This window comes from Halovenus rubra (genome assembly GCF_026586665.1).
Classification (GTDB): Archaea; Halobacteriota; Halobacteria; order Halobacteriales; family Haloarculaceae; genus Halovenus; species Halovenus rubra.
Window position 1 is genome coordinate 1 of sequence record NZ_JAODIY010000048.1, and the last position, 19886, is coordinate 19886.

Here is a 19886-nt window from a genome sequence, read left to right on the forward strand (position 1 = left end):
TGAAGAACGTCTCTACCGTAGGATTATCTTGCAGGGTCGCTGGGCTCATACCACCTCAGCGTTCACCCTGCTCTCTGGTATGAGAACTGTTCTATGACACCCTCATTACTATCAACGGCGTCGGGTACAATCATGAAGAGTATTTCGACCGACTCAAACGCCACGATAAGCAATTTGAGGTAGTTGACGTGACTATTGAAACGGTGGTCGAACAGGAGAGCAAAATTGCACTGAAACATGAGTTGTTCCTAGAACATCAAGGCACTGCATTCGGTGTCTACCCCGAAAACGAGCGGTTTAGTGAAGATGCCACTGCATTTATTCAGGTCAAGGATGAGCTGTTCCAGAGTGTCAATATTACGTACGACCCAACGGCGTCGCTTGAAAAGCTCGGCTTGCTCTCCGATGACCCAACGACAGAAAAGCTCCGGGACCAATATTACGAAATCCTCAACCGCGTTCTGCGACATAACCTCCGGAACAAGCTCAATATCATCCTCAACGCCTCTGAGACCGTCGCTGACAACCCAGAAGAGTCAGTTGAACAGATAAGACGCCAGACAACCGAGTTGCTCAATACCGTCGAGAAAGCCAGAAAAATCGAGCAAATGGCAATCGATTCTCCGCTCGAACTGGCTCGATTCGACGTTAAAGAAGCAATCGACGAAATAGTGGCACGTTTTGAGAGTCACCACGACCTGACGTGTCACTGTGACTATTCGGCTGAGGAACTGAAACTCGACAGCGACAAACGTCTGTTCCAGAACATCCTCGAAGAGACATTCGAGAACGCTCTGCTGTATGGCGACCCAGACTCTCCAGTCGTCGAGATAACCGCTCGTCCAGCGGCCAAAGAAAAGTACGCTCTCAACCTCCGTATCGAAGACAACGGCTCGGGTATCCCAGAAAGCGAACTCGAACCGCTCCGCAAAGAAGAGGAGACACAGGTTCTCCACGGGAGTGGGATTGGACTCTGGATTATCAAGTGGTGTGTTACTCGTCTCGATGGAAACATTGAGGTCGACAGTGATAATTCGACGGTCCTCATGGACATTCCAGATTTGACAGCGTAACCGGGAGAGAATGTATCGGAGCGGTTACCTGGCATAATCGAAGCCAACACTCGCCCGGCAACAGTACCGGAACCGCGGCTATTTTCCAGCAGCCACAGCAAAGCCATCATATGGATGACCGGGTCAGTGTACAGGTACAGCGCCAGCTTCTCAACGCTGAGCGCGAGGCAGTGATAGCAGTGTGTGAGGCTGGCCGAGCCGTCGCCACATCGTGGTCTGGGACGACCGTAACTGAGCCACACCAAGTTACAGAGCCACTTGCCAATCGACTGGGGGAAGACGTTCGTCGGCGACTGCTCGATGCTGTGACGAGCGCTCTCACGGCGGCCGGACAGACAGTCCAAGGCCAACCAGTCCCAGCACCGCCGTACTTTGTTGTCACCAGTCGGGGTCCACTCTGTCGCGTGACGCTCGATAACGGGCGCAGACTTGTCGTGCGCTTTGACCTGTTTGCAGTCCAACATCGGCCACGTGCTTATCGACATAAAAGCGCCAATCCGAAGCACTGTCTCACGGTGAAACTCCGTGAGAAATAATAATTATTTGCTTTGATTACTTTCAGACATACAAATGTAGATAAATATTAAGTCGGTCACTGAGCGCCCAGTATCAACAGTAAGATTAGAGAAACCGACAGAGGTGAACGTTCCGGTGGAATTTTAAGAGAGAACAGCAAATATTACTGGTATGACCCAGACCTGCAGGGACTGTAAGCGGACATTCAGTTCGGAACTCGAACTCGAACTCCACCAGGATAATTGCGAAGCCGGGCAGTTGTTCTGTGACAGTTGTGGCGCACGATTTGCAGAACAGGAGGCAACAGAAGACGGATGGCATTACCGATGTCCGGAATCAGATTGCGATGGTGGCGGTATTGGCGAAGACCTCCACCGCGTAAAAGACGTTCGTGTTACGGCATAAGCTCGTTAATCAGTCACTTCCCCCAGAAGGGGTCGCGGTTTCTATGTTTGTCAAGATACATCGAAAGAACCTCTCGTTCGTCGGCAGAGATATCTTCGGTGAGTTCTTGCTCAAGAATTTTTGCGTGTTTTTCTGGAATCTCGACCCATAGCTCATCGCCTTCCTTAATCTGCCGACCGACAGTCGGCCCATCGATGGACACAGCAACGCGTTCACCAGTGCGGGCCTCGTCAACATCTTCGCCCTCATCCTGAATCGTCTTGAGAGAGCCAACGCGGTCAGGTGTGGAACCATCGAACAGAACAACGTTCGAGTTCCGGCGCAGGAGGCCGCCACGCACTTCGACACCGACGACCGCCGGATCGGACTGGCGGAATGTGTGGTCTGGGAGAATCTTGAACCGTGCGGGGCGGGTAATGTTCTCTAGAATCTGTTCTTGTTGAGCTTCTTCGATTTCTTCGACGTACTCCTCGTATTCCTCGATAAGTCGGTAGATGACATCGTGTCCAAACAGGCGCACGTCTTCTTGGTCAGCTAGTTGTTGGGCGTCGTCGAGGACATCCACGTTGAACGCGAGGATGCTCTGCTCTTGGGAAGATGAAGCTGTCTCAGCCATCCGCACGTCGCGTGGCGCAACATCTCCCACACTCGCATCCATTACCGGAATCTCGGACTCTTCGAGTGTACTTACGAGTGCTTCAAGACTACCGAGAGTGTCGGCCTTGACTGTCAACCCGTCATCATCTGTCGATACTTCGATATCGGCGAGTTCCTGCTGGACAAGGTCGACCACATCTGACGTGTCGCGGTCGCGGACAACCCGGATGGGTGCACCTGCCATCGCGTCGTCGAGGTCAGGTGCAGCGATTTTTACGCCCTCGGCGGCGGCTACCTCAGAAACCTGTTCGAACTCTTCGTCAGAGCGAATCTCGGCCAGCGGTTTCGGTTGAAGCAATGCCCGAACTTCAGTTACAATCGAGTTCGGCTTCGCGCCGACGACAATGGTGTCATTAGCCTGAATCGTACCATCGTAGATGACTCCGTCGATGGTCGTACCAAATCCTTGCGTGTCCTTGACTTCGAGAACCGTCCCGGCAGCAGGCCCGCCAACGTCGATAGCCATCTCGTCTTTCATGTACCGCTGTGAGAGACCCATAAGGACAGTCAGCAGGTCCGGAACTCCTTCGCCGGTTTCGGCAGACACTGGGACGACGCCGACGTTAGATTGGAAGTCCTGGACACGCCAGTACATATCCGCGGAGATATCCTTGCTGGAGAGTTGGCCAATAATTTCATAGAGACGTTCGTTCAGATCGGATTCGACGCGGTCACTCTGGGATTCAATAGCAACTTTTGAGGGGCGATTCGGTTCGGGGTTCCAGCCTGGAACGGTGTCAATCTTGTTCGCTGCGACAATAAATGGCGTCCCGGTTCTGGCGAGGATATCCATTGCCTCGTGAGTCTGTGGCTGGAACCCGTCGTTGACATCGACAACGAGAATAGCGATATCCGCGAGCGCACCGCCTCGGGACCTGAGCGTCGAAAATGAGTGGTGACCGGGCGTGTCAATGTATAACAATCCAGGCAGGTCGAAATCGTCGGGGTCAACGAGTTCACCCGCGATATCTGAAATGGTATCGAGCGGGACAGCCGTCGACCCAATATGCTGTGTAATCGCTCCTGCCTCACCCTCGTGAACGGCGGAGCCACGTATCTTGTCGAGCAAACTCGTCTTTCCGTGGTCGACGTGGCCCAGCACGGCGACAATTGGCGTGCGGAGTGCTCCTGGCTCCCCCTCTGTCGTATGGTCGTTATCTGACATCCCGTCTCACCTCAGAACTGGTTGTAACCAGCCGGTGATTCCATTTAAGTCAATCGATGCCCGGCCATTTGAGGTGCTACCCCAGGGACTGTTCGAAGAGGAGTACCGTAGAAACAGCTCCGAAGGCACAAAAAGAGACAAGCTCGTCAGTGGTTGTCCAAACACCTTGACCGACTCGGCGGTAGCCATCATCTGGACACCCGCTTCAACTCACTCGTCGACAACTGCCCTTTCTCTGAGAGTACAAGAGAGTCTCTGTCATTTCAGACAGTAAAAAGGCCGACACCGAAGTCGACTGCACGGGCAGTTCAAAAAATAAGCCTCTCGAATGGACGCGACAGAGCAACGCACACTTAGATTACTCGACGGAGTGATTCAGCGCCAGTTCGAACGGTCAAAGACAACTGCCGAGAGCTGTGATGCAAGGTTTCGGGCCGCTGTCTCGCTTGGTGTATGTAAATCTCCAGAGACTGCACCGGCCTCACCACCGACCGATTCGGCCTGTGAGAGGGGGTCAGTTCCGCTCGGGAATTGGTCCATATCGCCGGTTGGATAGGGCTGGAACTCGGCGGTGTGGTCGCGAAGTTGACGGAGTGCTGGGTCGGTGAGTTCGTTGTCTAAATGCTGAAGGTCGTATCTGACAATGAACCCCCGGCGGGCATTCCGGATCGCTATGACAGGTTCGCCGCGCTTGCTACAACGACCCCACAGCCGCTCGCGTTGCTCGTCACTCTCGTACATTGGGACATGCTGGGGATAGAGACGGTCCATACTACCAGTTGGCCTGCATCCTCAAGATTGTATCGACGGGCTCCCTGTTCGAGTAATGTGTGATGTTTATACTCCAGTAAATACGTCCAGAGAATACAGTACCATAGAATCGTCTCAAACGTGGGCAAGAATATCGCCAAAGCAGGTGACAGCCTCGATGAAACAACCAACAGGAGTGACAATATGAACGTGCTGGCCGTTCAGAGCGATATCTTGACACCGCCGTAACAGTGCTAGCCCAAAAGATAGCGGTCGTTGTTACGTGACTTCTGTCCCACGCTAAAGCCGGGACGTTTTCATCACAGTTCGGTAACAGCGGCTGTCGCTTCCGACATGATGTCGAGTGCTTCCTTAAGCGTCTCCGTATCCGTCGCGTAGGAGAGACGGGCATAGCCTTCCCCGTGGTCACCAAAGGCTTCGCCGGGGACGACAACGACGCCACGGTCGATTACCTCGTCGACCCAGCCCTCAGGCACTTGGGGCATCGCATAGAACGCACCCTCGGGAGTCGGGACCGAGAGCCCCATGTCTTCTAGTCCATCGAGAACCACGTCGCGGCGCTGCTCAAAGGCAGAAACCATCTCGTCGACTGGTTCCTGTGTCCCAGACAGTGCTGCCTCGGCGGCGTACTGGGCGGGTGCGCTGGCACAGGCCTGCACATACTGGTGGACGCGCAGCATCCGCTCGATGCGCTCGTGCGAACCGGTCACCCACCCAAGACGCCACCCTGTCATCGAATAGCTCTTCGAACAGGCATTGACGAGGACGACGTTCCCCGAGTCGGCGAACTCCAGCGGTGAGCGGTGCTCGCCGTCAAAAACAATGTTCTCGTACACCTCGTCGGTGATACAGAGGACATCGTGCTCGTCGGCGATGCGGGCGAACTCACGCATGTCTGCGACGGATTGGACCGCGCCAGTGGGGTTACCGGGGCTGTTGACAATAAACGCCGCCGTGTCGTCGGTGATTGCTGCCTCGACAGCAGCAGGGTCAAGCGTGAGGTCGTCACGCAGGGCAACAGATTTGGGCGTCCCGCCGGCAAGGTTGGTCAGTGCCTCGTATGCGACGAACCCAGGGTCCGGAATGAGCACCTCATCCTCGGCGTCGATATGGGCCTCCATTGCAAGGTGAAGCGCCTCGCTTCCGCCCGCAGTGGCGATGACGTTCTCCGGGTCAACGTCGAGGTTGTTGTCCCGGGCGTGCTTGGTGGCGATGGCCTGCCGAAGCCCTTCGGTTCCCTTATTCGAAGTGTACGCGTCGGCGTCACCGGCCTCAATTGCGTCAATCGCCGCCTGTCGTGCGTGTTTTGGTGTCGGAAAGTCGGGCTGACCGAGACCGAGGTTGATAGCGTCGTCGCCTGCTGCTTCGAAGACTTCGCGGATACCGCTTATCGAAACCTGTTCGACCCGCCGTGAGAAGCCAGTCATATTAAACACGGCGTTCGGCAGAGAGATAACTTTTGAGGTTACGGCAGCCATCCGAACCCCCGACACAAGAAGACCCCCAAACAGCAGCCACAGCACCAGCCACAGACATCACCAATTCCGGCACACGGACACTCGGAGAGTGTTCGCCGCTATCGACTCTTTTTCAAACGTGCCGGTCAATTCGATGGTATGGACCGCGCACTCATCATCGGCGGCACACGATTTATTGGCCGCCATCTCGTCGAAGAATTACTCGATAACGGCTACGAAGTCACACTGCTTAATCGGGGGAAACACGCCAATCCCTTCGAGGACCACAGCGACGTAAATCACATCACTGGAGACCGACAAAGCGGGGCAGCCATCGCCGAAGCCGCCGTAGAGTCTGAAGCACAAGCTGTCTTTGACATGGTTGCGTACTACCCCGGTGAAGTCGAACAGGCAACCCGGTGGCTCGACGACATTGAGAGTCACGCCATTGAGAGCTACGTCTATATCTCCAGTGGCGACGCCTATGGGGTCGACGAAATTCCAAAGCGTGAGGGCGAAACACCGATGGAACCGTGTAGCGACGAACAGGCTGTCGATGATAGCCCCGAGACGTACGGGCCACGAAAAGCTGAAGGTGACCGGCGGGTGTTTGAGGCCGCCACGCATGGGTTCCCAGCGATGAGCGTCCGGCCAACCATCGTCTACGGAAGCCACGATTACACCGGCCGCTTTGAGTACTGGGTCGACCGCGTCCGGAACCACGACCAGATTCTCGTCCCTGGCGACGGAACAAATATCCACCATATTGTTGCCGTCGAGAACGTTGTTCGGGCGCTCCGAACGGTCGCCGAAGCGGGCGAGGCAGGTGAAGTCTACAACGTCGGCGACCGGCGAATCTGTACGCTCGGCGAGACAATCGAAACTATCGCAAGCATTCTCGACGAAGATGTCGAAATCGTGACTGCAAGCGAGCGCGAACTCGATACTGGCGGTATTGACTCGACGGAGTTCCCGCTGTACAATCCGGACCCACACATCCTCTCAACAGAGAAACTCTCAGCATTGGGCTGGGAGCCACTCTCACCCCGTCGTGCTTTCGAGAACGCTATCGAGGGACCAGTCGACCCAGAACGCGATCCCGGCCCCGAACGTGAGGCTGAAACGGCAGTCTTGGAAGAACTTGGGTTGTAACTGCCCTTATCACCTGTCAATTGGGGGTACCAACCGACAGAGGAACCCCTTGACAACCGCCGGTAGCACAAAGCATTTCTCTCGGGGTAACTGAATGTCAATACATCACAGCTTACTATGAATGAAGTGCAACTGGAGGTGGCCAAAGCCTACCCCAACGACTCGGGACGTGGAATCGCCCGTCTCGACCCCGACACACTCCTCCATCTCAAACTCTCGCCGGGAGATATCATTGAGATAGAGGGTGCAGACACGACCGCCGCAAAAGTCTGGCGTGCGGACCGTCAGGATTGGAACACGGATACTGTTCGTATCGACGGTTTCACCCGTCAAAACGCCGACGTGGGCATCGGCGAACGGGTCGAGATTCGAAAAGCAGAGGCCGAGAAGGCGGACTCACTCGTGCTCGCGCCGCCTGAAGAGGCGAGCGTCCAGTTTGGGAGCGACGCCGCCGGGATGGTCAAACGGCAGATTCTGAAACGCCCGGTCGTCGAGCGCGACATTGTGCCGGTGATGTCCTCGACGAACCATCCGTTCATGCGCTCGCCCGGACAGGCGATTCCGCTTATCGCCGTCGAAACCGAACCAGCGGGTGTTGTCCTCATCACGGAAGATACCGACGTCGAACTCCGTGAAGAGCCAATCTCTGGCTACGAGAAGACCGGGGGCGGTATCACATACGAGGATATCGGCGGCCTGCAAAAAGAGATTCAGCGAGTCCGTGAGATGGTTGAGCTGCCGATGAAACACCCCCAGATATTCAAGAAACTCGGCATCGAGCCGCCACAGGGGGTGCTCTTGCATGGCCCACCAGGAACAGGAAAGACGTTGCTGGCAAAAGCTGTCGCCAACGAGACATCCGCAAGTTTCTTCTCTATTGCGGGACCGGAGATTATCTCGAAGTACTACGGCGAGTCTGAACAACAGCTCCGGGAGATATTCGAGGATGCAAGCGAGGAGTCACCCAGTATTATCTTCATCGACGAGCTGGATTCTATCGCACCCAAACGCGAGGATGTGACCGGCGAGGTCGAACGCCGTGTCGTTGCCCAGCTTCTGACGATGATGGACGGTCTAGAATCGCGAGGTCAAGTTATTGTCATCGCGGCAACGAACCGTGTCGACTCGGTTGACCCCGCGCTCCGTCGGCCGGGCCGGTTCGACCGCGAAATCGAGATTGGCGTCCCCGACGAGACGGGCCGCGAAGAGATTCTCCAGATACACACTCGTGGCATGCCACTGTCAGACGACGTGAACCTTGGTCGACTCGCCGAGGAAACCCACGGCTTCGTCGGCGCTGATATCGAGAGTCTCACAAAAGAGGCGGCAATGAAGGCGCTCCGGCGCTACCTCCCGGAAATCGACCTCGACGAAGAAGATATCCCGCCAAGTCTCATCGACCGGATGATAATCAAGCGCGACGACTTCAGCGGCGCACTCAATGAAGTGTCTCCAAGCGCGATGCGGGAAGTGCTCGTCGAGTTACCCAAGATTAACTGGGATCACGTCGGCGGCCTCGAAGCTGCACAGAAAGAAGTCAGTGAGAGTGTCGAGTGGCCAATGAACAAGCCCGAGAAGTTTGACCGTATGGGTATCTCGCCACCGTCGGGCGTCTTGCTCTATGGTCCACCCGGAACGGGCAAGACGTTGATGGCCAAAGCCGTCGCCAACGAGACAGACGCAAACTTCATCAGTGTTCGTGGCCCGCAACTTCTCTCGAAGTGGGTCGGTGAAAGCGAGAAGGCAATCCGCCAGACGTTCCGGAAGGCGCGGCAGGTGGCTCCGACAGTCATCTTCTTCGACGAACTGGACTCGCTTGCACCCGGTCGTGGTGGTGGCGATGCCGGATCGAACGTCTCTGAGCGCGTGGTTAACCAGCTTCTAACCGAACTGGACGGGCTCGAAGAGATGGGTGAAGTGATGGTCATTGGCGCGACGAACCGTCCGGATATGATCGACCCAGCACTCATCCGGTCGGGCCGGTTCGACCGCCTTGTGATGGTCGGTGAACCCGACATTGAGGGCCGCGAGCAGATTCTCCAGATTCACTCGGACGACATGCCGCTCGGAGCGGATGTCAGCCTGCGAGAGCTTGCGGAAATCAGCGGTGGCTACGTTGGCTCCGACCTCGAAACGATTACCCAGGAGGCAGCCATCGAGGCGCTCCGGCAAGATGAGGATGCCGACGAAGTGACGATGCGTCACTTCCGGCAGGCGCTTGAAAACGTCAGGCCGACCGTCACCGACGATATTCGGGAGTACTACGAACAGATGGAAGAAGAGTTCCGCGGTAGTGGTCCCGATTCGGACCGTCGTCCCGGCGGTCGTGTCGGCTTCCAGTAATTCTCTGTCCGTCTCTCTCGTTCGAATCTGTCGCAATATAACACCAGATGAAAGCAGTCCCAAGTCAAGGAAACGGACACCGATGATGACATTCCACGTTCGTATCACAAAGGCACAATAGGGAATCCAATCAGAGTCGAGTCTTCAAACTCGAGCAACATAGACAGTTACTCCCGCGACAGACCACCGATTTAGTTCCCCTCCGATTCTGACGCGGTCTCCAACAGGAGTGGCCGTATCTCGTCCACCGAATCCACACTGAACGTCGGGTCATAGTCGTGTACATTCGGCTGTGCTGAGACCCAGATAGACGCAAGTCCAGCAGCGGTTGCGCCGGCAACATCAGTTTCGAGCGAATCACCGACGTGGACTGTGGTGGCTGGGGTTGATTCGAACGACTGCAGTACGCGTTCAAACGGTTCTGGGTTGGGCTTGGGTGGCGTGTCGTGTCCCGCAATGACAACAGTCTCGACCCACTGGTCGAGAGAAACAGCCTCGATTTTCTTTTGTTGTGCGTCCCGTGCGCCGTTGGTGACGATAGCAATCTGATATTCGTCGACAAGTTCATCAAGGAGGCTGCCAACGGATGGCAAAAGCTCTACGTTCGATTGGTCGCGTTCGTCGCTGAACACCGCTGCGACCTCCCTTCCGAGGTGTCGCTCCTGTCCGTTCTCCGCAGCGAGCGTAGCAAAACATTCTGCTCGGAGTTCGTCCATCGAGTCACACTGTTTCGCGAACTCATCGTATCGAGCATAATACTCCTCGACACGAAATATTGGGGCGATTCCGAGCCGATCAAAACACACCTGAAGGACATCACCAGGGGGTCGTGTGTACTGCACAAGTGTGTCATCAAGGTCGAACGAAATCGCTTCGATGTTTCGAGAGTCCATACCCATACAGCGACCGTATCCAGAATAAAACGTGACGGATAGACATCGAACGTCACTATCGAATAAGAGCCATAGCCGGTCACTGATTGAAATTAGTCCGGTCGGTGGAGAAGCTCACTGCTCAGTGGGACAGCGTTGAGTAGGAAATGGTGCGAGGGAAGACCGCTTCCGTGGGTCTTCCGCACTGGTGCGAGGGCCCGCGTGGGCCGCAGTTCACGGCATCGCACGCCGTGTATCGAGACGCGAACGCGCCTCACAGTGCGAGGGATGCGATTCGAACGCATGGACCCCTACGGGAGCGGATCTTGAGTCCGCCGCCGTTGGCCAGGCTTGGCTACCCTCGCGCACTGTTTTCAGGTTTGGCGGCCTGTAATCCCGCGTAGCAACTGGACCGTTATAGGTAATGCGATTCTACTTTCCAAATCAGGACCTACTCCGTTCGATTAGACGTTTGGTATGGCTCCGAATGAGTTTCGTCTTCAGTTGTTGTGTTGTCTGTGTCGTCCCTAGCGTCGTCAAGGCCGTCGACATCAGCCGGTAACTCCTTGTCTGTTCTCTGTGAATTGTTGAGCGGCCTCGACTCACCGTCTAAGTCGAGCGTGATATCATGGTGAAGGTCTAGCCCCGCAACATCATCGAGCGTCGGTCGCTGGTGGCTGTCAGTGGTCCGAACAGAAGGAAGGTTATCGGCGGTCACGTCGTTGCCTGTGTCAGCGGTCTCTTTTGAGTTGGTATTTTTCACCGTACCACTTCCTCTTGCAGTGTCTTGCATCCCAAGGAGAATATCGAACATCTGGTTCAGTCGTGACTCGAATGCAGAAACTCTCTGTGGGTCGAACGTTTCAGCAAGTTCGTGAGCGCGTTCGAGGTGCTCCGTTGCGGCGGTACATGCCTCAATCGCATCCTCAAGCCAGTTCTCGGTCTCAAGCCGGGAGCCGTCATTCCACTTGGTCCGTGCAGCGCGCTCGTGACAGTCGATGAGTTGTGTGCCAATCTGTTTGCTGGTCTCTTGTATGGCTTCGGCATCGTTGGCAAGGTACCCGTACCACGCAACAGTCTGAATCCCACGGTACCGGTCAAGCGCCGTTTCGAGATGGTCAATCTCCGCCGAAAGTGTCTCGGCAGTCTCGGCCCGTACCGTCGCCTCCTTGGCCTGTTGGACCGGTTCTGCCGCGGTGGTATCGATATCCCAACGCAGTGCTTCGAGGTCATCAACAAGCGTACGCTGGCGTCCGAACTGGAACGCATCGGCGCGTCTAATCTCTTCGGAGTGGCACTGCGCATGGTCGTAGTAATCGATAACACGCCCAAACACAGTTTCTGCTTGCTCATAGTCTTGACACTCAAGGAGGTGACTCACAAGTTCGAGTTGTGACCGGCTACGGTCGATGTACAGGCGAGCACACGCGCTTTCTAGCTGGCGGTCAAGGTTAGCAAGTTCTGGTGAGAGAGTGCCATCAGACAGTGGTGTTGTCGTCTGAACCATGCAAATAACTGCATCGAGCTGGGTGCGTATTTTCCGGTAGGTATCAACTGCAGCCCCCCACTCGTGGTTGTCCCTGAGCGCGCGGATTTGTCCAGTCGCCAACTCGACATCGTTTACAGTGCTACGGATGTGATTTCGAACGTCACCTACCCAACTCAGATGGCGGATGGCACCATCGACACCGTCATGCACAGAGTCCGGGAGTACAAACCGCCAGTGTACCCCATCACTGGTCGTGAATACGAGCGCGTTCTCCGTCACGTCGACGCTTGCAAGCTCTCCGTACCCAAAAGAGACGGCATTCGAACCGTCACTGTCAACCGCCCCAAAGACAAGCTCTTTCTCAGTCACAATCAACCCGACTGGAATCTCGACTTGCTCTTGGCTATCTCCGTCCGTCCGAATAAGCCCATTTTCGTTCACAAGAGCGAACTGAATCTTGTCAGTATCTTCAACGATATCGCTAGAGAAAGACCGGGGTAGTGACTGCTCGGTGTATGTTCCCCCATCACCGCCGCGATTACCGCTATTGTCGTTGGTGATAGGAAATCACTACCAAACTATTGTCGCACGCAATAATAAAACGCTCGCCAACTCTAAGTCTGTAGATACGAACAGCAGTGGAGCTGCTGTCGGTGGACGTAATCAGTGTCTGTCAGTACTGGGAGCTGAGTCTGTGGTACTGGCTGATTGGGCCGCTGGCTCGGCTTCTCTATCCGACTCTTCGGAATCCGATTCTTCGGAATGAGTTCGGTCCTGTGTTATGCTGTCGTCGTGTGAACCACCACCATCTATCGCACTCTCCGTCTCGGTCGCTTCATCTGGTGTTCTGTCGTGTTCGTCACGGTCAAAGGACGGTCGCTGCGCAACGAGCCCCAGAAACGCACCTACCGACGAACAGACGGCGGGATAGGCTAACCCAAACATGAGCGCGGGAACCCGTTCTGGGCGAGTAAACACGTCTTCTCCTGACAGACCTGAAAAGAGAGCGACGCCATCGATGACGAACAGGAACAGTCCGGCAAGAACCAAGAGAGCAAAGCCGAGTGTCATCGTCCCGCCAGTGATGAGACTCCGGGTCAAAATATCATCCCACGATTGGGCACCCTCAAGCGAGACGAACCGGTAGGCAAGCAAAAAGCCGATGCCGAGCAACACCACAACCGGGATGGCAAGATAGACAATATCTGGAAATGTCAACTCTGGCAGCGTTAACGAACCAGGATTCTCGGCTGTCAGCGTCTGTGATTGCTCATTGTAGAGGTTTCCATCCAAATACGTGCTGGTCTCTACATCGACGGTCCCTGATTCGAAAAACGGGTTATACCAGATATCTCGGATGGTTTCCTGTACGACTGTCTCGCCTTGGGCCTCGTTCTCAAAGACTTGCGTAGTTTGTTCGTGTGTTGGCACGAGAAGCGAGTTATAGAAGAACTGTCCGACCTGCCGAAGCGATTGGGCTTCGAGGTCGATACCGTCCCCAGTTCCCGCAGCGAGCCCCAAGAATGCGAGGTATCCAGTGATAAACGAAAGGATACCTCCAAGAAGCCCGCCAAGCAGCGGGACGCCTCGAAAACGGTCCCCCAGTTTGTTGAAGTCGATTATATCGCTCACACATGTGTGCGCGACGACAGCGAATAAAAAGTTTCGGGGGTGATTTACCTGAGTGATAACGACTACTCGTCAGGCTCGAAGTCGAGCGATGCAGAGTTAATACAGTATCGCTGGCCGGTTGGTTCTGGACCGTCGTCGAAGATGTGGCCCAAGTGGCCGCCACAGTTCGCACAGACGGCCTCAGTACGGCGCATTCCCTGACTCGTGTCGACCTGTGTTTCGATGTTACCTTCGTCGAGGACATCAAAAAAGCTCGGCCAGCCACTCCCCGAATCGTACTTTTTCTCGGAGTGGAACAGTTCTGACCCACAGCCGGCACACGCAAAGATACCGTCCTCGTCGATATCGAGCAGTTCACCGCTGAATCGTGGCTCTGTACCGCCTTCTCTGAGTACGTTGTACTCTTCTTTGGTTAGGATCTCTTGCCACTCTTCGTCTCGTTCAGGCGCGTCGTGTTCGCTCATTATGTCGAGTGTAAGTATGCATTCGCTACATATAATTGGCCGGTTTCGGGTCCTTCTGAGGTAAGATTCATCCGTCAGAGGGCCTGGCCATGTCCAAACTAGGCGTCATCGCCATACTGAGACGAGAACCGAGAGTACTGCAAAGATAGCGACAACCGCGACACCCCACAGCCCGTGTGAGATAGCAACGCTCTCTGCGAGGAACGCGCTTAGGGCGAGTTCGGCGGCGTGGTGACCCGGGAGCCAGCGACTCCAGCTTGGTGGTTCGCCCAGGGGCATCCCCAACAGAAGGATATCAAGCATCGGTGCGAACAACAGGAGGTAGACGCCAGCCATCCGGTCGAGGAATAGCCCTATCAACACCCCAGTTGCACCGTAAGTTCCTGCTGCCAGCAGGAGTGCAAACAGGAACCACCCTACGTGTTCTGGGACAACGCGGACGACGGTGACAGCCAACGATATCAGGACGACAACTGCAGTAACCCCTGCAAGGAGGACAAATCGAGCGACGAGGATTTCCGGCCCCCAGTACCCGACGACCCGCAGGCGCTCGTCGATACCTCGTGAGCGCTGGACGATAAACAATCCCGCGATACCCACCAAGAGCGCCCCCGTTACAGGACCGACCAGCGCCAGCATCAGAGAGACGAAATCAGTGGTGACCGTGGAAGTTCCCTCGGCGGTGGCTATCTCGGCCTGTACCGGGTCCTGGGGAAGAATCCACCCCCAGAGACCGATGAAATACACCGGAAGGAACGCGAGCAAGCCTAGCAACACGGGGTCGCGCAACACCTCACGACTAGCGACCGTCGTCGCGGTCCAAAGTCTTGCCCGCGTTTCAGAGCGGCGCAGGGTGTCGGTACTCATATCGAGTCACCTCCGATAAGAACTGCACCGATTGCAAAGAGTCCAAGAACGAGGATGTACACGGCGACAGTCACTGCATCCCCACCCGAAACCGTTCCCTCATAGACGGTCGCATCTAGCATGTCATGAGGGGTGGCAAGTGGGAAGTACTCCAGAACATCGTTCTCGGTCGGGACTGCACCGATTGCGCCGAAGGAGTCGATGTCTGCCAGAAAAACCAACACGAGCGAGCCCTCGAGTTCTCGCCCAACAAGAGCGCCAAGACAAATTCCCAGAAGACCGTAGATGACCGCGGCACTGACGAGTACGCCAAAGGCGAGGGCTGGTCGCTCGGGAGTGATGTTGCTCCGTAAGAGAAAAGTAACGAACGTAATCCCCGCCACGAGTCCGCCAGCCAGCAGGATGGTCAGGAAGCGTGCGAGGAGAACCCCGACAGAATGATATCCACAGACGACAAGTCGCCTGTCTGAGTCGACGGTCCCGACAACCTGGAACACACCCAGCAACCCGGAGAGAAAGGCAGTCGCGAACAGCGCACCACCAAGTTCGGCCCCACCGGGTACGAACTCGATACCAGGTGCTTCGGTAATCGGGCCGAGCGCGAGGTCGTACATGAACAACACGAGAGGCGGGAGGACGACCAGCAAGACGACATTCGTCGGCTCGCGGAGGAACGTACGGACGCCCGCGCTGACGGCCTCCCGCTGACGGGTTGCCCGCCCCATCTACACACCCTCCGCTGGCACAGCCTGTTTTTCCGGCTCCTGGAGAGCGAGCCGGTGGTCTTGGAGTTCGTAAATCCGGTCGAACCGGTCGTGTTCCTCAACAAAGTGGCTGATAATGACGATAGCAATTCCCTGTTTGGCCAGTTCGTCGGTGAGGTCCCAGAACGTCTGGTATGTCTCCCAGTCGAAGCCAGTGTAGGGTTCGTCGAGCAACAGTACGTCCGGCTGGTGGAGCAGAGCGACTGAGAGGTTTACCTTCTGGTGGTTGCCGCCGCTCAGGTGGTCAATGCGGGTGTCGAGGTACTCCTCGTACCCGAGTTTGTCGGCCAGCCACCCGAGTCGGTCCGCAATTTCGTCCCTGTCCATCCCGTAGCCCCTGCCGAACAGCCCCATCGTCTCCCGAACCGTCAACCGGTCATACAGAAGCGTCTCCTGTGGACACCAGCCAACCGTCCCGCGACGCTCGACAGTCCCGCCGTCACGCTCTAACACCCCGACGAGTATCTCCATCAGCGTTGATTTCCCTGACCCGTTTCCGCCGACGATACCGACGAGTTCGGCCTCGTTGACCGTCAACGATGCCCCATCGAGGGCCTCGACCGTTCTCCCGAACGGGAGCCACGAATCGTAGGTCTTCTCGATGTCCGTCCCGCGAATGACCCACTCATCTTTGTTCCCGCTCTCTTTCCCGCCGTCAGGCACTGCGTCGATACTTGTTTTTGTTTTTTGTATATTCGGCATATACCGAATATTCAGTACTAAGGTATTTGTATTTTACGCCCTAACGCCCCGTAATGACAAACAACGATGGGACGAGTGCTGGGGACGAGGTAGCCACAGCACGCGAAGAGGTCGTCGAGGCGATGGCGACGACCGCTGAGATGTACGGGATGAAACGGAGTGTCGGTCGACTGTATGGTATCCTATATTTCGCGGATGGCCCGCTCTCGCTTGACGAACTCGTTGAACGAAGCGACTATGCCAAATCGACGGTTAGTACCGCGATGACGACGCTAGAGCGGTATTATTTTGTACAGCGGCGGTCGCTACCGGGTGAAGGAAAGCGCGCCTTCTTCGAGGCAGAGCGTGACTGGTGGAGCGTCATGAGGCGGGTGCTCGAAACCGAAGGTCAACGCGAGGTCGTGACGATGACCCGGGCGCTGGAATCGGCCGAACGACAGCTCGGAGAGACCAACAGTGAACAGGCAACAGACAGTCTCGAGCGGGTCCGTGAACTCCAGGCGTACTACCGGCAAATCGAGCAGTTCGTCGACCTGTTGACGGGGCTTTCCTCGGAAGAGCTGGCCGCGATGGCTGAGATGATAGAAACTGAGACAGAACTGCCAAGCGACGACCGGTAACGGGACCACTATCCTTTTGTTGGCCTGCTTTGAGTGGTCAGCATGGGGTATGACCACGCCGACCCCGAGTACGCGGGTACACTGCATCACGTCGAGCTGTCCACGGCCGACCTCCCGTCCTCGCTGGGTTTCTGGAACTGGTTCCTGGCAGAGCTAGGCTACGAGGTGAAAAACGACTGGGAGGGCGGTCGGTCCTGGATACGTGGGCCGACGTATATCGTCCTGAAGCAGGCCGACGAGGGCCACCCATTCAACCGGCACGAGTCGGGCCTCAATCATCTCGCGTTTCATGCCAAATCCCGCGAACAGGTAGACCAACTGACCGAAAGCATCCGGAAGCGGGACGGTTCGACTGTTCTGTACGAGGAGCAACACCCCTACGCAGGCGGGTACTATGCACTCTACTGCGAGGACCCCGAGGGTGTGAAAGTGGAACTTGTCGGGCCGGAGTGACTGCGGGTTGAGACACCGGTACCGTCGTCTTTAGTAGCTTGGCGACCAGACCGGCATACGTGAGCGACGTGACAGACTTGCTCGGACGGGTTGCGCCGTCGGAGCAAACGTTTGCTGGCTATCTGTTCTGGCTCTCTCGTCCCCGGTTCTGGCTGTATCTGGCAGGACCAGTGGTTGTCGGGGTGGTCTACGCTGCGACCGCGACCACAGAGTTCTTCCAGCCAGTTACCGTTGCGCTGTTCGTGTACTTTCTGGTACCGGCGAACATCTTTCTCTACGGTATTAACGACCGGTTTGATGTCGATATCGACGAGGTTAATCCCAAAAAGTCCGCGGAAGGACGTGAGGTCCGATACGCAGGAGGCAATGCTGTTACTACCGTTGTCCTCGTTAGCGGAGCAGCAGGCTTAGCTTTTGTTTCGGTGGTTCCCGTCGAGGGAACTGCAGCGATAGTGGCGTTTCTGGCTCTCGGGGCAGCCTACAGCGTCCCGCCAGTGCGTTTCAAGACGACGCCGATAGTCGATTCAGTGTCGAACGGGCTGTACGTTATGCCAGCTGTCGTCGCCTACGGTGCTGTCGCCGGAACTGCGCCCCCACTGTTGGCTGTCGCTGGCGGCTGGGTATGGGCAATGGGGATGCATACATTTTCGGCAATTCCCGATATCCGACCGGACCGTCAAGCCGGTATCGAAACGACCGCGACACTGTTGGGCCAGACACGAACGCTCATCTACTGTGCAGCCTGCTGGGTGTTCGCGGCTGTCCTGATGGCAAGTGTCGACCTGCGATTGGGTGGTATCTTTCTCATCTACCCGGCCTTTGTGGGGTTCATCGAGGCATTTGATATCGATATTGCCCGTGCTTACTGGTGGTTCCCGGTGCTCAATACTGTCACCGGGGCTGTACTGACAATGGGTCGCATCTGGGTGATGCTGTATGGCTGACGGCGAGGAGCCGTATTCACCGGAGTACGGTAGTCTACTGGCCAGAAAAAACCTCACACGGACGTTTTCTGACCGGGACCACTTCGAGGCAGTCCTCAATTATGTTGTCGACACCAACCGGTTCACTATCGCCGTTGTCTTCCCGATTATTGGGGCAGGACTGTTACTCGCCAGCGCCGAGCAGTTGCTCCCATCCGTGCTCGCGTTCAACCCCTATCTAGTTCTTGTAGGGGTATTCGTGATGCGATTGCCGCTCGTTTCCGGTATCCTCCCGCTCATTGGCCGTCGGGCTGGGGCGGCGCTTGCAGTGTTGTTTGGTTATACCTACGCTATCGAGTATATCGGGGCAACAACCGGTTTCCCTTACGGTGAGTTTAGCTACTCGGTCTCTCTTGGACCGATGTTGCTGGGGACAATTCCGCTAGCGCTCCCGCTGTTTTTTGTCCCACTGGTGGTCAACAGTTACCTGCTCTGTCTGTTGGTACTTGGTCCTCGTGCAAACTCCCCGGCACTCCGAATCCCGGCAGTTGCGGCGACTGTTGTTGCCGTTGACCTCGTCCTTGACCCCGGAGCGGTAGCACTCGGGTTTTGGTCGTTCGGCGATGGAGGGTTCTATGGCGTGCCGCCGATGAACTACGCGGGATGGGTCCTAAGCGCAATCGTTGCCACGCTGCTCATCGACGCGGCCTTTGACCGAACCGCGCTGTTGTCACGGGTCCGAAACTGTCCCTACATGCTGGATGACCTGGTGAGCTTTATTCTGTTGTGGGGCGCTATCAACGCGTTTTATCATGCGTGGGCACCGTTTGCCCTCGCTGTCGGGTTTGGCGTTGCCCTTCTCAGTACCGACCACTTCGATTTCGACGTGCGCCCGATTTGAGAACACGAGTAGAACTCCGTGCCAGCATACTTAACCGACGAGGCGACAACACACAAGCAGAAACCATGACAGGCCCCAAGAGGGGACAGGCCGGTGTCGGCAGACTGCTTGCGTTCGTTATCGTGATTACGGTTATTGTGGCAGTCGTCCCGGCAGCGCTTGGATTGGCCGGCATCGACGTCCGGAACGAATCGCCCGGTGAGACAGCAGTAGGCGACCTCGACGACGGAGCGCTTCTCGTCGTCTCGTCGTTCGGGAGCGATATTAACGACGACCAAACAAGCGTCGGCGTCGTCGAGTTGCTAGTTACGCCTGTTGGCGACACAGTTGATATTGCCGACGTTACCGTGACGTGGGATGGGGCCACCCAACACACACTGACGCCAGAACAAATTGATGCTGGTGGCGGTTCGTTCGGGGTAGAAATGGTCCGGGGCGAAGGGTCGATTTCCCCGTCGGACCGCGCGCTGTTAACCTTCGACCTGGGAAGCGATGATATCGAAAATATCCAGCAGTTTGGTGAGCGACTCAAGCCCGGACAGACGGTGACGGTGACAGTGACGACCGGGACGGGTGCAGAGACAACGGAGACTATGACTGTCCCCGAATCGTTGCCGCAGGGGACAGCGGTCCGGTTCGTCTGAGCGACTCGGCGGCTGT

20 protein-coding genes and 1 tRNA gene are annotated in these 19886 nt (G+C 56.3%); 10 read left to right on the forward strand and 11 right to left on the reverse strand.

Features of this window, described 5'->3' with window-relative positions; genetic code table 11:
* Positions 1-188: 188 nt before the first annotated feature.
* From N5098_RS17660 to N5098_RS16995, 3 genes are all read left to right on the forward strand, one after another.
* Positions 189-1073, forward strand: coding sequence for a sensor histidine kinase (locus N5098_RS17660; protein WP_267639030.1), 885 nt, complete (start codon positions 189-191; stop codon positions 1071-1073).
* 110 nt (positions 1074-1183) lie between these two features.
* A complete protein-coding gene (locus N5098_RS16990; RefSeq protein ID WP_267639031.1) occupies positions 1184-1609 on the forward strand; it encodes a DUF7988 family protein in 426 nt (141 codons plus the stop codon).
* 151 nt (positions 1610-1760) lie between these two features.
* Positions 1761-1994, forward strand: coding sequence for an HVO_2901 family zinc finger protein (locus N5098_RS16995; RefSeq protein WP_267639032.1), 234 nt, complete (start codon positions 1761-1763; stop codon positions 1992-1994).
* Between the two features lie 13 nt (positions 1995-2007).
* On the opposite strand, the gene infB is transcribed toward N5098_RS16995, so the two are convergent.
* From infB to N5098_RS17010, 3 genes are all read right to left on the reverse strand, one after another.
* Entirely contained in the window at positions 2008-3816 is a 1809-nt protein-coding gene (gene infB, locus N5098_RS17000; RefSeq protein ID WP_267639033.1) for a translation initiation factor IF-2, read from the reverse strand.
* A gap of 375 nt (positions 3817-4191) precedes the next feature.
* The gene (locus tag N5098_RS17005) at positions 4192-4587 is read right to left on the reverse strand and encodes a hypothetical protein (protein WP_267639034.1); all 396 of its coding nucleotides are present in this window, start codon (positions 4585-4587) and stop codon (positions 4192-4194) included.
* Between the two features lie 299 nt (positions 4588-4886).
* Positions 4887-6014, reverse strand: coding sequence for a pyridoxal phosphate-dependent aminotransferase (locus tag N5098_RS17010; RefSeq protein ID WP_267639035.1), 1128 nt, complete (start codon positions 6012-6014; stop codon positions 4887-4889).
* A gap of 189 nt (positions 6015-6203) precedes the next feature.
* Here N5098_RS17010 and N5098_RS17015 point away from each other — a divergent pair, with 189 nt between their 5' ends.
* Both N5098_RS17015 and N5098_RS17020 read left to right on the forward strand, forming a co-directional pair.
* Complete coding sequence (locus tag N5098_RS17015; protein WP_267639036.1) at positions 6204-7196, forward strand: NAD-dependent epimerase/dehydratase family protein; 993 nt, start codon at positions 6204-6206, stop codon at positions 7194-7196.
* A gap of 117 nt (positions 7197-7313) precedes the next feature.
* A complete protein-coding gene (locus tag N5098_RS17020; protein ID WP_267639037.1) occupies positions 7314-9539 on the forward strand; it encodes a CDC48 family AAA ATPase in 2226 nt (741 codons plus the stop codon).
* A 191-nt stretch (positions 9540-9730) separates the two neighbouring features.
* Here N5098_RS17020 and N5098_RS17025 read toward each other — a convergent pair whose 3' ends face one another.
* From N5098_RS17025 to N5098_RS17060, 8 genes are all read right to left on the reverse strand, one after another.
* Positions 9731-10432 (reverse strand): HAD family hydrolase, encoded by a 702-nt coding sequence (locus N5098_RS17025; protein ID WP_267639038.1) that lies wholly within the window; start codon positions 10430-10432, stop codon positions 9731-9733.
* Positions 10433-10691: 259 nt separating this feature from the next.
* Positions 10692-10776 (reverse strand) — tRNA-Leu (locus N5098_RS17030).
* A gap of 86 nt (positions 10777-10862) precedes the next feature.
* Entirely contained in the window at positions 10863-12341 is a 1479-nt protein-coding gene (locus N5098_RS17035) for a hypothetical protein (RefSeq protein ID WP_267639039.1), read from the reverse strand.
* A 222-nt stretch (positions 12342-12563) separates the two neighbouring features.
* The gene (locus tag N5098_RS17040; protein WP_267639040.1) at positions 12564-13532 is read right to left on the reverse strand and encodes a DUF7978 family protein; all 969 of its coding nucleotides are present in this window, start codon (positions 13530-13532) and stop codon (positions 12564-12566) included.
* 62 nt (positions 13533-13594) lie between these two features.
* Entirely contained in the window at positions 13595-13996 is a 402-nt protein-coding gene (gene msrB / locus N5098_RS17045; RefSeq protein WP_267639041.1) for a peptide-methionine (R)-S-oxide reductase MsrB, read from the reverse strand.
* Positions 13997-14101: 105 nt separating this feature from the next.
* Entirely contained in the window at positions 14102-14863 is a 762-nt protein-coding gene (locus N5098_RS17050) for an ABC transporter permease (protein WP_267639042.1), read from the reverse strand.
* Positions 14860-15588: an ABC transporter permease gene (locus tag N5098_RS17055; RefSeq protein ID WP_267639043.1), complete on the reverse strand. Its 729-nt coding sequence runs from the start codon at positions 15586-15588 to the stop codon at positions 14860-14862. The genes N5098_RS17050 and N5098_RS17055 overlap by 4 nt, the downstream gene beginning before the upstream one ends.
* Positions 15589-16329: an ABC transporter ATP-binding protein gene (locus N5098_RS17060; RefSeq protein WP_267639044.1), complete on the reverse strand. Its 741-nt coding sequence runs from the start codon at positions 16327-16329 to the stop codon at positions 15589-15591. It lies immediately after the preceding gene.
* 53 nt (positions 16330-16382) lie between these two features.
* On the opposite strand from N5098_RS17060, the gene N5098_RS17065 reads away from it, so the two are divergent.
* The 5 genes from N5098_RS17065 (at position 16383) to N5098_RS17085 (ending at position 19870) form a co-directional block, all read left to right on the forward strand.
* Positions 16383-16949: a GbsR/MarR family transcriptional regulator gene (locus tag N5098_RS17065; protein WP_267639045.1), complete on the forward strand. Its 567-nt coding sequence runs from the start codon at positions 16383-16385 to the stop codon at positions 16947-16949.
* A 42-nt stretch (positions 16950-16991) separates the two neighbouring features.
* On the forward strand, positions 16992-17402 hold the full coding sequence (locus tag N5098_RS17070; protein WP_267639046.1) for a VOC family protein: 411 nt from the start codon (positions 16992-16994) through the stop codon (positions 17400-17402).
* 59 nt (positions 17403-17461) lie between these two features.
* Positions 17462-18346 carry a prenyltransferase gene (locus tag N5098_RS17075; protein ID WP_267639047.1) on the forward strand — a complete coding sequence of 295 codons (885 nt, stop codon included), beginning with the start codon at positions 17462-17464 and terminating at the stop codon, positions 18344-18346.
* Complete coding sequence (gene cruF / locus N5098_RS17080; RefSeq protein WP_267639048.1) at positions 18339-19226, forward strand: bisanhydrobacterioruberin hydratase; 888 nt, start codon at positions 18339-18341, stop codon at positions 19224-19226. Before N5098_RS17075 ends, cruF begins: the two co-directional genes overlap by 8 nt.
* Before the next feature lie 65 nt (positions 19227-19291).
* Positions 19292-19870 carry a hypothetical protein gene (locus tag N5098_RS17085; protein ID WP_267639049.1) on the forward strand — a complete coding sequence of 193 codons (579 nt, stop codon included), beginning with the start codon at positions 19292-19294 and terminating at the stop codon, positions 19868-19870.
* Positions 19871-19886 lie beyond the last annotated feature (16 nt).

Excerpts from the sequence above, each read along its gene's own strand:
- N5098_RS16990 (WP_267639031.1), top strand. The coding sequence starts at position 1,184 with ATGGATGACCGGGTCAGTGTACAGGTACAGCGCCAGCTTCTCAACGCT.
- N5098_RS16995 (WP_267639032.1), top strand. The coding sequence starts at position 1,761 with ATGACCCAGACCTGCAGGGACTGTAAGCGGACATTCAGTTCGGAACTC.
- infB (WP_267639033.1), bottom strand. The coding sequence starts at position 3,816 with ATGTCAGATAACGACCATACGACAGAGGGGGAGCCAGGAGCACTCCGC.
- N5098_RS17005 (WP_267639034.1), bottom strand. The coding sequence starts at position 4,587 with ATGGACCGTCTCTATCCCCAGCATGTCCCAATGTACGAGAGTGACGAG.
- N5098_RS17010 (WP_267639035.1), bottom strand. The coding sequence starts at position 6,014 with ATGACTGGCTTCTCACGGCGGGTCGAACAGGTTTCGATAAGCGGTATC.
- N5098_RS17015 (WP_267639036.1), top strand. The coding sequence starts at position 6,204 with ATGGACCGCGCACTCATCATCGGCGGCACACGATTTATTGGCCGCCAT.
- N5098_RS17020 (WP_267639037.1), top strand. The coding sequence starts at position 7,314 with ATGAATGAAGTGCAACTGGAGGTGGCCAAAGCCTACCCCAACGACTCG.
- N5098_RS17025 (WP_267639038.1), bottom strand. The coding sequence starts at position 10,432 with ATGGACTCTCGAAACATCGAAGCGATTTCGTTCGACCTTGATGACACA.
- msrB (WP_267639041.1), bottom strand. The coding sequence starts at position 13,996 with ATGAGCGAACACGACGCGCCTGAACGAGACGAAGAGTGGCAAGAGATC.
- N5098_RS17050 (WP_267639042.1), bottom strand. The coding sequence starts at position 14,863 with ATGAGTACCGACACCCTGCGCCGCTCTGAAACGCGGGCAAGACTTTGG.
- N5098_RS17055 (WP_267639043.1), bottom strand. The coding sequence starts at position 15,588 with ATGGGGCGGGCAACCCGTCAGCGGGAGGCCGTCAGCGCGGGCGTCCGT.
- N5098_RS17060 (WP_267639044.1), bottom strand. The coding sequence starts at position 16,329 with ATGCCGAATATACAAAAAACAAAAACAAGTATCGACGCAGTGCCTGAC.
- N5098_RS17065 (WP_267639045.1), top strand. The coding sequence starts at position 16,383 with ATGACAAACAACGATGGGACGAGTGCTGGGGACGAGGTAGCCACAGCA.
- N5098_RS17070 (WP_267639046.1), top strand. The coding sequence starts at position 16,992 with ATGGGGTATGACCACGCCGACCCCGAGTACGCGGGTACACTGCATCAC.
- cruF (WP_267639048.1), top strand. The coding sequence starts at position 18,339 with ATGGCTGACGGCGAGGAGCCGTATTCACCGGAGTACGGTAGTCTACTG.
- N5098_RS17085 (WP_267639049.1), top strand. The coding sequence starts at position 19,292 with ATGACAGGCCCCAAGAGGGGACAGGCCGGTGTCGGCAGACTGCTTGCG.